This is a genomic window from Pseudomonas sp. 1152_12 (assembly GCF_052850675.1).
Window position 1 is genome coordinate 292,000 of record NZ_VXCW01000002.1, and the last position, 11,901, is coordinate 303,900.

Consider the following 11,901-nt stretch of genomic DNA (forward strand, 5'->3'; position numbering starts at 1 on the left):
CTGTGGGTGACAGTTCAGCCCATCAATAAAACGGCTGCACAGCCTTTAAGGTCAAAAGACCGTCGCATTGCGAGTTGTGTCCGGAGTAGGCCGAACAGTCGCCGCCGCTGAGGCTTGAGTCGCTGTAGATCAGGTCAAGGTCGATGCCCCTCCACGCGCGGGAGAGTTGTACTGACCAATCGCTGAAGCGGCTGATGGCACCGCTTTCCACCGAGGATGGGGTGCCCAGTTGGTGTGTGGTGTACTTCATGCTGACGCCGATGCCGAAAGGCTGCGTGCCGCCAAGGTCGGCAAACAGGGTGCTGTCCTGGCGGTCCGGGTCGTTGCTGAAGGAGACGCCAAAGCGATTACCCAATAGGTTCAAGCCGCCATAGAACTCTTGGCTGTCCAGGGGGCTGAGCTTGGGGTAGCTGTAATGGATCAGGCCCACTTCATAACCCAGGGTCTTGTCAAAAGGGCGTTTGAAACCCATGTAGGAGTCGACTTCGAGGTTGTTGGCAGATGAAAGCCCCATGTTCGGGGAGAATTGGCCGAAATACAGGCCGCTGTCATGGCTCAGGTCCAGGCCGCCATGAAATGAGTCACTGCCAGGGGACGTAGGCTTTACAAGGCCTTGGGCCATGCTACGACTTGGCGTAGTGCCCAATTTCAGGTCGAAATCGCCCAACTCACGCTGAAAAATCTGCGCTTGCGCAAAGGGGCTTGCCGCAAGGGCAGTTATCAGAAAAAAGCAGGGCTTAAGCATGCTTCACTCCATGAAAAGCGAGGAGCAGTGACAGGAAAAATTGGGCAGATGCCCGTGCTAGACGTGTGCAAGCATACCGACGAAAGCCTGAAGGTGGGGCCCGTTCGTCGATTAGCGCAATATCGGGTAGTGTAAAGAGGGTGTTTCAGGCTCTAGTCCTGGCGCCTTGAGGGCAAGACGCTTAGGGACTAGATGCAACGCCTTGGTGTATTGCGAGAGTCTTACTTTTTGCCCAGGCTGATCTGCTTGGACGGGCCGAAAGTCTGGCCGCTCACGCCCTTGGCAATTTGCTGGATTTCGCCGCCGGACTTGAGGAACGCAGCAATCTGGCTGTTGATCGATTCGCTGGTTTCAACGGCTGGAGCTGGCTTTGCTTTGCTGTTGGATGCTTTTACGCGCATGGCGGCCACTAACCTGTAGAAAATTAACTTGGCCAGGCATCGTACAGGAAATACTTGACAATTGCTTGGCAAATATCTTTGAGCAATACTTGGCGCGGTCAGAATTAGCCAAAGTTTGTTGTTGAAATAACCGCCTAACTTACTGTTTTAGCTCGAAACCATTGGAGTAAACGGCCACAGGCCTTTGGCCAAATTTGGTGCGCTGATCAGACGAGCGGATCGGTGCTATCGCAGCGCCACTGCACCCGCGATTTTTCAGGCGCGCGCGCGTGCAGGGCGCAACTCGGGTAGAATGCCGCCCACGTAACGAGGGTATTGGAAATGGCTTTAGTCGGGCGCTACAACAGCTTGCAAGTGGTTAAACACACTAACTTTGGTTTGTACCTGGACGGTGCGCAAGAGGGCGAAATCCTCTTGCCCAATCGGTACATCCCCAAAGATATTCCCAGTGAAGATGAAGACTGGCTTAACGTTTTCATTTATCTGGACAGCGATGACAAACTTATCGCGACGACTGAAAAACCGAAAGTTCAAGTCGGTGAATTCGCCAGTTTGAAAGTCGTCGAGGTCAACAGCATTGGCGTGTTCCTCGACTGGGGGTTGCCAAAAGATCTGCTGCTGCCGTATTCGGAAGAAAAGCGTCAGATGACTGCCGGTGAATATTGCGTCGTGCACGTCTACCTCGACAAGCACACCAAGCGCATCACCGCCACCGCGCGTCTTGACCGCTACCTGGACAAGACGCCAGCCAACTATCAGGTGGGCCAGGAAGTCGATCTGCTGGTGGCCGAAGCCACGGACATGGGCTTCAAGGCGATCATCAACAACAAGCACTGGGGCCTGATCCACAAGAACGAAGTGTTCAAGTTCCTGCGCCCGGGCAAGGAAGAGAAAGGCTTTATCAAAGAGATTCGCGCCGATGGCAACATCAGCCTGAGCCTGCAGCCGGTTGGCCAGGAAGCGGCCTCCAGCCTGAACTCGAAGATCCTCGCCAAGTTGCGTGAAAACAACGGCACGCTGCCGGTCAGCGACAAAAGCGACCCGACGGTGATCAGCAACTTGTTCGGCGTGAGCAAAGGCAACTTCAAAAAGGCCATTGGCGCGCTCTATAAGCAAGGTCAGATCGTGATTCACGCGGATCGCATTGAACTAAGCTGAGTGCGGTTTGCTCTTCTGTAGGAGCGATTGGGCTCCTACAGAGGTTGCGTAAATGACCCAGAAAACACTGTTCGCTTACCTCGCCACCTTGCTTGCCTTCCTGCTGCTCGATGGCCTTTGGCTCGGCGTTCTTATGGGCCAGACCTACAAGTCACTGCTCGGCCCATTGATGCTTGACCAGCCCCGCCTGTTGCCCGCCGTGCTGTTCTATCTCCTGTATGTGATCGGTTGCGTGGTGTTCGTGGTCTTGCCCAGCGGCAGTTGGCAACGCGCCGCGCGCCTGGGTGCCTTGCTCGGGTTGGTGGCCTACGGCACGTATGACCTGAGCAACTGGGCGACGCTGCAAGGTTGGTCGGCCGGGCTGGCCATCATGGACATGGCGTGGGGCACCTTCCTGACAGCGGCTTGCTGCACGGTTGGCTACCTGTGTGCACATCGGGTGGGCCACTGACTGTGTACAGGATTTATGTGCACCGTTGCTGAGCGTAGTACCTGCCTTTAGACCTGGAACAACACCTTCGTCTTCTGGATGAGTGACGTGCACAACGTCGGCGGTTACGTCTTCGCCGTCAGCCTTATCGCGCTCGGGTTGGTCAGTTGAAAGGTGTTGATCGGCTTGCTTACAGGTATTTGCATTGTGCAATTGATCGCTGATCGGGTTGCCAAACCCGGTCAGCAAGCGGCGGTGCCATACCCGTTGATCTGCCGGCTGGCTTTCGGCGTGTCCGGGGCGAATATCAGCTTTACCGTGGCGGAGAAATCTTTGTCGGGATGGCAGGCTTTTGGGGCGGTGATTATGGCAACGGCGTGGGTGGTTTCGTACTTCTCCGTACCCACGTTGAATTTCTGTGATTTCCACCGCTAGTGCCGCAGCATGCCGTTACTGCTCGGCGCCTTTGCGTTTGTTACCACGAATGTCGGCATCAATATCGTCGCCAACGTCGCGTCGATTTTCACCCGCTTTGCCTGGTTTACCGGCTGCTTGCTGGGTCGGCTGTTTTTCCTGGTCCTTGCGCGGCGAGAATAGGTTCGCGAACCGGCGCCGAGGGTTGCTGGCTGACAGCCGTATCCGGGCGCAGCAACACCGCGCCAGCCAGTGCCAGGCCTGCACCTGCGATCACCAACGCCGGTTGCAGGCCGCCACTCAGATGGCTGCTGACCGACGCCAGCAAGGGGCCGCTCAATTGACCGATGGCAAAGCTTGCCGTCAGTAAGCCGGTGCTGCGCTGATAGCCGTGGGGCGCGATTTCTCGCAAACGCCGCATCACCAGCATCATGCACGCCAGGAATGGCGTACCGCACAGTAACACCCCCAGCGCCAAGCCCCAGCCACTGCCCAGCAAGCAGGTGAACACACCGGCTGCCTGCAGCCACAAGGTGGTCATCAGCCAGCGACGAGTGGTGTACGGATTATGGCGGCGCATGCTCACCACAAGGACCCCAACGGCGGCCGCCAGGCCAAAACAGGGCCAGAACAGGTCGGCCTGCCACGCGCCCTTGAATTGCGCGCTGGCCATCTGCGAGAGGAAGGTCGCCGGGATGATGTAGCCCAGGCCGTAGAGAAAATAAATCCAGCCCAGGTGCACGATGCTCTGGTTGCTGCCGGCACTGATGGTATGTGCAACCGTGGTAGTCGGTTGAGGCAGGAACGGCAGAATCGCCAGTAACATCACCAGTGCCACCACGCCATACACCAGCCACAGCGTGGCTGAACTTTGCCCCAGCAGGTTTGAGCCCAGCGCCAGTAAACCGGTCAGCAAAATCCCCAGCCCTGGCCCGGCGAACACCATGGCACCCAAGCGCGGACGCCCGGCGGCGATCGCCAGCGGCTGGCTCAAACTGGTGATCATCACTAAAGCCCAGGCGCTCGCAACGCCGGTGCCGAAACGCAGCAGTAGATGCGGCCAAAACCCTTGCGCCCAATACGACGTCAGCGTCAGTAGCACACACAGCCACAGCCCGCCGTACATCCGCCCGCGCACATGGTGGTGGCTGCGGGCGAAGATTGAATCCACCGCGCCGACGAAGTAGCCCAGGTAATTGGCGGCGGCAATCAGGCCCGCGCCCGTCAGGTCGATTTGGCCCTCGTTGAGCAAGTGCGGCATCTGCGGGGTAAGGGCGAAGCGGCCAATGCCCATGGCCATCATCAGGGCGATAAAGCTGGCGAGTAAGCGGATCAGTGGTGACATCTTCAGGTTTCCTGCAAGGACGCGACGACCTTCAGGCTAGAGTGAATTGACTTTCTGTAAAAATGAATAATAGTGAGTAACTTGTTCAGTTTTGGAGAAAGGTATGGAGTTCAGTCAATTGCGATTTTTCCAAGCTGTGGCAGAAGAGGGCTCCATCACCCGTGCTGCCGAGCGCCTGCATCGCGTGCCGTCGAACCTGTCGACCCGGCTTAAGCAGATGGAGGAGCAGCTCGGTGTTGAGTTGTTCGTACGTGAACGTCAGCGTTTGCAGCTTTCTCCTGCGGGAAAAGTGTTGTTGGACTACAGCACCCGTCTGATTGCATTGCACGATGAAGCCCACGGCGCCGTTCAGGGCGGGCAACCGGCCGGCGACTTTGTGCTGGGCAGCATGTACAGCACCGCTGCAATTCATTTGCCCCAGTTGTTGGCCCGCTACCACAAGGCGTATCCGATGGTGAACCTGCAGGTGCAGTCGGCGCCCAGCGGTGAATTGCTCGAAGGCTTGATCACTGGGCGGCTGGACGCGGCGTTGGTGGATGGCCCGCTGACCATTGCCACGCTGGACGGTGTGCCGCTTTGCGAAGAGCGCCTGGTGCTGATTTGCGAGGCTGATCACCCACCCGTGCGTGGCCCGCAGGATGTTGCCGGCCGCTCGGTATTCACTTTCCGCCGCAGTTGCGCCTACCGCGCACGTCTGGAAACCTGGTTTTCTCACGAGCGGGTGGCCATGGGACGGGCGATTGAGATTGAGTCCTATCAGGGTATGCTCGCCTGCGTAATCGCCGGTTCCGGCGTGGCATTGATGTCCGAATCCATGCTCGACAGCTTGCCGGGCAAGGGCAGCGTGTCCGTTCATCCCCTGACAGGGCCTTTTGCTACCGCAACGACCTGGCTGATGTGGCGAAAGGGTATGCTCGGCGCTAACCTCAATGCATGGATCGACCTGCAGCAGGAAGGCAAAGCCGAGTCCTTGCAGGACGCGCGCGCGATTGCTTGAGCGATCCGTCAGGATTTGGATCAATTCAGTAATAGTTCGTTGTGGTTTCGTTCAAGCATTACTTAGGACTTAGGGCTACTATCACTGTAGGAAAAGGCGACAAAACTCTCGCCGACCCGCATTACCCGCACAGGGGGCAACCATGAAAGAGAAAATTCAAAACTGGCTCCATGACGTTGGAGTCGCGCTTGGCTTGATCGAGCCACCGCTGCAACCGATCCCGATTCGCACGGATGACGAGCAGCGTCGCCCTCGTCGCCGCTAGAGCCAGTATCGCCGCAACAATAACTGTGGGAGCGAGCAAGCCCGCTCCCACAGTTATTGTTGCGCAAGACTAAAAAACGGGCGCGACATCCGACGTCGCACCCGCTGAAGAAACTGCTCTGAATTCTTTATAGCTCAAATCGCCCGAGCCGCGACCTTCTCCGGTCGTGGCGACAACAAACTCACCACGACGAAGCTCACCAGCCCAATCGCCAGGCTGTAGTAGATCGGCGTGTTCGCATCCAAGCCGTCCTTGAACATAAACGCCAGTGCGGTCACGAAGCCCAGGGTCATTGATGCAATGGCCCCGGACGTGGTCGCCCGTTTCCAGAAAATCGCCCCCATCAGCGGTATCAGCATGCCGCCCACCAACAGGTTGTAGGCCAAAGTCAGGGCGCTGATCACATCGTTCACGACCAATGCGATACCCAGCACGGCAATGCCCGTGAGCATCGTGAACAGACGGTTGAGGTTCAGGCTCGACGGCTTTCCCCCGCGCAAACGCGGCAGCAGGTCTTCGGTCAAAACGGTGGAGGCGGCGAGTAAACCGGCGCTGGCGGTGGACATCATTGCGGCCAGTGCGGCGGCGATCACCAGACCGCGAATGCCGTCCGGCAGCGACGCTTTGACGATAGCGGCGAAGGCATTGTTGACGTTGTCCAGGTTCGGCAGCAGCACGTGCGCCGCCATGCCGATCAAAGCGCACGCCAGGCCGTAAAGGATGCAGTAGAAACCGGCGAAGGTGCCTGCGTACTGGGCGACTTTCTCGTCACGGGCGGTGAACACCCGTTGCCAAATGTCCTGGCCGATCAGGATGCCGAAGAAGTAGATCATGAAGTAGGTGATGATCGTATCCCAGCCGATTTCGGTGAAGCTGAAATTCGACGCCGGCAGCTTGGCCACCAGTTGATCCCAGCCGCCAACGCGGTACAGGCAGATCGGCAGCAGGATAAACATCAGGCCAACGGTCTTGATCACGAACTGCACGATGTCGGTCAGGGTCAGTGACCACATGCCGCCAATGGTCGAATACACCACCACCACGCCACCGCCCAACAGCACCGAGACCCAGAACGGCAGGCCGAACAGCACTTGCAGCACGGTGCCGATGGCCAGGATCGAGGTCACGCCGATCATCAGTGCGTAGGCCAGCATGATCACCGCACTCGCTTGGCGGGCCATCGGGTTGTAGCGTTTTTCCAGGACCTGGGTGACGGTGAAGATCTTAAGCTTCAGCAGCGGTTTGGCCAGGAACAGGTTCAGCGCGATGATCCCGGCGCCCAGTGCGGCGCACAACCAGAAGCCGGAGATGCCGTGCACATAACCCAGGCGCACGGTGCCGACGGTGGATGCACCGCCAAGAACGGTGGCGGCCATGGTGCCCATGTACAGCGACGGGCCCAAGTTGCGACCGGCTACCAGGTAGTCTTCGTGGGTCTTGGCGCGGCGCATGCCGTAATAGCCGAGCACGAGCATGCCGGCGGCGTAGATGAGTACGACGAATAAATCCAAAGCCATGACGGCGGGTCTCCGATTATCGTTTTTATGGGCGATCAGGCGGCTTGTTGCAGCGCCGGTTTAATGCGCGCATCCGTGCGCTGGCTGCGAGGGTCGGCCGGGCCGTAGACGGCGGCCGGTTCCGGGAACACACGAAGCAAGGTCAGGTACACCACCGAGGCCAGCCCCAGCGTCACCGGCAGGCTGATATCGATGCCATCGGCCAGGTTGCCCAGTGGCCCGACAAACTGCCCCGGCAGGTTGACGAAGCACAGGCCCACCAGCGCACTCGGGATCCAGGCCCCCAGGCCACGCCAGTTCCAGCCATGGCTGAACCAGTAGCGGCCGCCGGTCTCACCGCGGGTGAACACCTGCAGATCATCCGGGCAGTAGAAGCCGCGACGTACGATCAGGCCGATGATCATCATCACCATCCACGGCGTGGTGCAGGTGATGATCAGCACGGCGAAGGTCGACACGCTTTGCACCAGGTTGGCGGCGAAGCGTCCGATAAAGATAAAGGCAATCGACATGACCCCAATCAGCAGCGTGGCCTTGACCCGCGACAGCAGGCGCGGGAACACGCTGGACATGTCCAATCCGGTGCCATACAGCGACGTGGTGCCAGTGGACATGCCACCGATTACCGCGATCAGGCACACCGGCAGGAAGAACCAGCTCGGCGCGACTGCCAGTAAACCGCCGACATAGTTGTTAGCTGCGATGTAGTCCGGAGCCTTCACGGCCACGATGGTCGCGGTGGCCAGGCCGAACAGGAACGGAATCAAGGTGGCGATCTGGGCCAGCACCACCGCCAGCATGATGCGTATTTTCGGCGTCTCACGTGGGATGTAGCGTGACCAATCACCCAGGAACGCGCCGAAGGAAATCGGATTGCTCATGGCCACCAATGCTGCACCGATAAACGCTGCCCAGAAGCCGGTCTGGCCGATGGCGACGGTGCCGGCGAAGTGGCTGTCGAAGGCCGGCGCAAACGCGAAGATCCCCAGCAGGAACAGCAGGCTCGCGGCCCACACGGCAATGCGGTTGACCCACAGCATGAAGCGGAAGCCATAGATGCACACGGTGAGCACCAGCAGGGCGAACAGGCCGTAGGCCAGGCCCAACGTCATGCCGGTTTCTGGCAAACCAATCAGGCGTTTCGCACCACCGACCAACGCATCGCCTGAACTCCACACCGACAGTGAGAAGAAGGCAATCGCCGTCAGAAGCGACAGAAACGAGCCGACAATCCGCCCGTGCACACCAAAGTGCGCACCGGAAGACACGGCGTTGTTGGTGCCGTTGATCGGCCCGAACAGGCCCATCGGTGCCAGGATCAGCGCGCCCACCAGCACGCCCAGCACAATCGCCCAGACACCGGCCTGGAACGACAAGCCGAACAGCACCGGAAACGCACCCAGTACGGCGGTGGCAAAGGTATTGGCACCGCCGAAGATCAGTCGAAACAGATCCTTGGGGCTGGCGGTACGTTCGTGGTCGGGGATCTGTTCGACCCCGTTGGTTTCTATCTTTCGAATACTTTTGTCGTTGTTTTTATTATTCATGATCAGCTCCGATCACATTGGCTAAGGGGGCGGCAGCCCTTCCGGCATAGCGGACAAATGTTCGTGACAGGCCAGCCATAGGCCTTGTTTTTGTTGTGCGTCTGACCCTTGTCGGGTGAAGACAATGGTCTCGCGCTCCTGGCTAAAAAGGTGCTCCCCGTTCATGCGTAGCTCGGTGGCGACGTCATGCATAAAAATCGCCGCGTCACCGTGCAGGCTGACAATGGCGTTGCTTGAAGTGCAGGACAGCACCTCAAACCCCTCGTCCCGGCGCCAGCTGTCCCACAACGCCTGGTAAGCGTCGCGGTTGAGCAGCGGCTGGGGGAGTGTGTAAAACACAAAGCTGGCATCCGCGGTGAACGCGCCGAAGTAGGCGGCGCGGTCATTGCGGGCGAAGGCTGACACCAGGTCGGCCGCCGCTTGCAGCACAGCAAGCGTGCTCATCAGCGATGCGCCACGCCGGGCAGTACGCAGAGCATCTCGTACAGCAGGTTGGCGCCGAGCAGCGAGGTGTTGCCGGTGGTGTCGTAAGGCGGCGAAACTTCGACCAGGTCGCAACCAATCAGGTCGAGGCCTTGGCAGCCACGGATGATCTCGATCGCCTGGATGGTGGTCAGGCCGCCGATTTCCGGCGTGCCGGTGCCCGGTGCCCAGGCCGGGTCGATACCGTCGATGTCGAAGCTCAGGTACACCGGGCCGCCGCCGACTTTTTCACGTACTTCGGCCATCAATGGCGCGAGGGAGTGGTGCCAGCATTCTTCAGCCTGGACCACACGGAAGCCCTGTTTGCGGCTCCAGTTGAAGTCTTCGGCGGTGTAGCCCTGGGCGCGCAGACCGATCTGCACCACACGGTCGCAATCGAGCAAACCTTCTTCCACCGCGCGGCGAAACGTGGTGCCGTGGGCGATTTTCTCGCCGAACATATGGTCGTTGACGTCGGCATGGGCATCGATGTGCACCAGCCCGACCTTGCCGTGTTTCTTGTGGATCGCCCGCAGGATCGGCAAGGTGATGGTGTGGTCGCCGCCCAAGGTCATCGGGACGACGTTGTGCTCGAGGATCTCATCGTAGGCTTCTTCGATGATGCGCACGGCGTCGAGCAGGTTAAAGGTGTTGATCGCTACGTCGCCAATGTCGGCAACCGACAGCGAGTCAAACGGCGCTGCGCCGGTGGCCATGTTGTAGGGGCGGATCATCACCGACTCTGCGCGGATTTCCCGCGGCCCGAAGCGGGTGCCGGCGCGTAGCGAGGTGCCGATGTCCAGGGGCACGCCGACAAAGGCGGCGTCCAGGCCTTTGGCCGATTGCAGGTGGGGGAGTCGCATCATGGTGGCGATGCCGGCGAAGCGCGGCATTTCGTTGCCGCCCAGTGGTTGGTGGAAAATCTTGTCCACGGAATTGCCTCATCGTTGTTTTGTTTATTAGAGGCCGATTCTGCGAAAAGCCCTGGGCGGGAAGAATCGGCAGGGGCAAATACTTAGTTCAGGTTTTTCTAAACTAAGGCCGGCAGGTAGACTGCCGCCATCCACACCCGGAGCCGACCATGGCCAACGCCTTGCCCGACCTGAAACTCCTGCGCATTTTCGTCAGCGTCGTGCGGCATCAGGGGTTCGCTAACGCTCAGCACGAACTCAACCTGTCGACCTCGGCCATCAGCACCTACATGAGTCAGTTGGAGTCGGCGTTGGGCCTGGTGCTTTGCCATCGCGGGCGCGGCGGGTTCAGCCTGACCAGTAAAGGCGAGCTGTTCCATCAGGAAACCCTGCGTCTGTTGGGCGAACTCGAAGGCTTCGAGCAATACGCTGCAGCGCTCAAAGGCGAGCTGCGCGGTACCCTCAAGCTCGGCGTCCTGGACTCCACCGTCAGCGATAAGGCGCTGCCATTTGCTGAGGTGATCGGCGCGTACAGCCTGGAACACCCGGCGGTGCATCTGAATCTGTCGGTGATGAGCCCTTACGAGCTGCAACTGGGTGTGCAGGACAACCGCCTGGATTTGGCCATTGGCGCCTTTTCCAACCGCATGAGTGGGCTGATCTACATGCCGCTTTACCGCGAGCAGCACTGGCTGTATTGCAGCACCCGGCACCCGTTGTTCAGCGAGCGGCGTATCCCCGAACAGGTGATCACCCAACAGCGCATGGTCGGGCGCGGCTACTGGAGCCAGGCCGAACTGGCACGCCATGGCTTCAAACACAGTGCGGCCACCGTGGAAAGTATGGAGGCACAACTGATTCTGGTGCTGTCCGGCGCCTACATCGGCTACTTGCCCGAGCACTATGCTCAGGCCTGGGCCGATAAGGGTGACCTGCGCGTACTACTGCCGGCAACCTTCGGCTACCAGGCGCCATTCTCGATGATCATGCGCCGGGGCCGCAGCCGCGAACCGCTGATCCAGACCTTCCGCGATTTACTCAAAGCTCAGCTCAATCAGGCCTGAAAAACCATGTCCAGACCCCAGTGCTCCCGCTGCCAGCGGCCGACTACCCATTGCCTGTGTGCGCTGATCCCCAGCCTCGACAGCCGCACTCGCGTCTTGCTGTTGCAGCACCCCAGCGAGGTCAATCACGCGCTCAATACCGCGCGGTTGGCGGCGTTGGGCTTGAACAATGCGCAGTTGGTGGTGGGCGAGGTGTTCGACGACCTGGCCACGTTGTTGAGCCCGCCGGGTTTTCAGGCGCGGCTGTTGTTTCCGGCGGACGACGCTGAGCTTTTGAAAACGTATACGCCGAACGATCAAGCGCTCCTGCTGGTAGTGCCCGACGGCACATGGCGCAAGGCGCGCAAGCTGCTGTACCTCAACCCGCTGCTGGCCGCTTTGCCGCGCGTCACCCTGGCGGGCGCTGGCGAGTCGCGTTATCGGCTGCGCAAGGCGCCCGGACCGGGCGCTTTGTCGACGGTGGAAGCAATCGTGCAAGCGTTGCAGGTACTCGAAGCCTCGGCTTCATTCGACGCGTTGCTCAAGCCATTCGACGCGTTGATCGAAGGCCAGATTGCCGCCATGGGAGAGGCGGTCTACCAGCGTAATCACACAGATGCTACATAGTTACCGTCTGGCGTAAGCGCCGCTGATTAGGCTCATCAT

13 protein-coding genes and 1 pseudogene are annotated in these 11,901 nt (G+C 59.5%); 7 read left to right on the top strand and 7 right to left on the bottom strand.

The window, feature by feature from the left end; all coding sequences use genetic code 11:
- Window positions 1-22: 22 nt before the first annotated feature.
- Both FW764_RS04010 and FW764_RS04015 read right to left on the bottom strand, forming a co-directional pair.
- Window positions 23-745, bottom strand: a complete 723-nt coding sequence (locus FW764_RS04010) for a TorF family putative porin (RefSeq protein ID WP_446432855.1) — start codon at window positions 743-745, stop codon at window positions 23-25.
- Between the two features lie 221 nt (window positions 746-966).
- Window positions 967-1,146 carry a hypothetical protein gene (locus tag FW764_RS04015; RefSeq protein WP_003193095.1) on the bottom strand — a complete coding sequence of 60 codons (180 nt, stop codon included), beginning with the start codon at window positions 1,144-1,146 and terminating at the stop codon, window positions 967-969.
- 321 nt (window positions 1,147-1,467) lie between these two features.
- Between FW764_RS04015 and FW764_RS04020 the strand changes: the two genes are divergently transcribed.
- The 3 genes and pseudogenes from FW764_RS04020 to FW764_RS04030 all read left to right on the top strand — a co-directional run.
- Complete coding sequence (locus FW764_RS04020; protein ID WP_446432856.1) at window positions 1,468-2,304, top strand: CvfB family protein; 837 nt, start codon at window positions 1,468-1,470, stop codon at window positions 2,302-2,304.
- 52 nt (window positions 2,305-2,356) lie between these two features.
- Window positions 2,357-2,755 carry a DUF2177 family protein gene (locus tag FW764_RS04025; RefSeq protein WP_446432857.1) on the top strand — a complete coding sequence of 133 codons (399 nt, stop codon included), beginning with the start codon at window positions 2,357-2,359 and terminating at the stop codon, window positions 2,753-2,755.
- 51 nt (window positions 2,756-2,806) lie between these two features.
- Window positions 2,807-3,271 (top strand): annotated as a pseudogene (locus FW764_RS04030) (cytosine permease); the annotation flags it as partial.
- A gap of 4 nt (window positions 3,272-3,275) precedes the next feature.
- Here FW764_RS04030 and FW764_RS04035 read toward each other — a convergent pair.
- Window positions 3,276-4,493 carry an MFS transporter gene (locus tag FW764_RS04035; RefSeq protein ID WP_446432858.1) on the bottom strand — a complete coding sequence of 406 codons (1,218 nt, stop codon included), beginning with the start codon at window positions 4,491-4,493 and terminating at the stop codon, window positions 3,276-3,278.
- Window positions 4,494-4,596: 103 nt separating this feature from the next.
- Between FW764_RS04035 and ptrR the strand changes: the two genes are divergently transcribed.
- On the top strand, window positions 4,597-5,490 hold the full coding sequence (gene ptrR, locus FW764_RS04040; protein ID WP_446432859.1) for a putrescine utilization regulator PtrR: 894 nt from the start codon (window positions 4,597-4,599) through the stop codon (window positions 5,488-5,490).
- A 142-nt stretch (window positions 5,491-5,632) separates the two neighbouring features.
- Window positions 5,633-5,755 (top strand): PA1414 family protein, encoded by a 123-nt coding sequence (locus tag FW764_RS04045; protein WP_269457884.1) that lies wholly within the window; start codon window positions 5,633-5,635, stop codon window positions 5,753-5,755.
- Window positions 5,756-5,889: 134 nt separating this feature from the next.
- Here the strand turns inward: FW764_RS04045 and FW764_RS04050 are convergent, their stop codons facing one another.
- From FW764_RS04050 to speB, 4 genes are read right to left on the bottom strand one after another with little or no spacing between them, the layout of a single operon-like run.
- Entirely contained in the window at window positions 5,890-7,272 is a 1,383-nt protein-coding gene (locus FW764_RS04050) for a sodium:solute symporter (RefSeq protein ID WP_446432860.1), read from the bottom strand.
- Between the two features lie 35 nt (window positions 7,273-7,307).
- On the bottom strand, window positions 7,308-8,819 hold the full coding sequence (locus FW764_RS04055; RefSeq protein ID WP_446432861.1) for a purine-cytosine permease family protein: 1,512 nt from the start codon (window positions 8,817-8,819) through the stop codon (window positions 7,308-7,310).
- A 21-nt stretch (window positions 8,820-8,840) separates the two neighbouring features.
- Complete coding sequence (locus tag FW764_RS04060) at window positions 8,841-9,263, bottom strand: YybH family protein (protein WP_446432862.1); 423 nt, start codon at window positions 9,261-9,263, stop codon at window positions 8,841-8,843.
- Window positions 9,263-10,213 carry an agmatinase gene (speB, locus tag FW764_RS04065; RefSeq protein ID WP_083357426.1) on the bottom strand — a complete coding sequence of 317 codons (951 nt, stop codon included), beginning with the start codon at window positions 10,211-10,213 and terminating at the stop codon, window positions 9,263-9,265. Before speB ends, FW764_RS04060 begins: the two co-directional genes overlap by 1 nt.
- A 149-nt stretch (window positions 10,214-10,362) precedes the next feature.
- On the opposite strand from speB, the gene FW764_RS04070 reads away from it, so the two are divergent.
- Both FW764_RS04070 and FW764_RS04075 read left to right on the top strand, forming a co-directional pair.
- Window positions 10,363-11,256 (top strand): LysR family transcriptional regulator, encoded by an 894-nt coding sequence (locus tag FW764_RS04070; protein WP_027603788.1) that lies wholly within the window; start codon window positions 10,363-10,365, stop codon window positions 11,254-11,256.
- 6 nt (window positions 11,257-11,262) lie between these two features.
- Complete coding sequence (locus tag FW764_RS04075; RefSeq protein WP_446432863.1) at window positions 11,263-11,862, top strand: tRNA-uridine aminocarboxypropyltransferase; 600 nt, start codon at window positions 11,263-11,265, stop codon at window positions 11,860-11,862.
- Window positions 11,863-11,901: the final 39 nt, after the last annotated feature.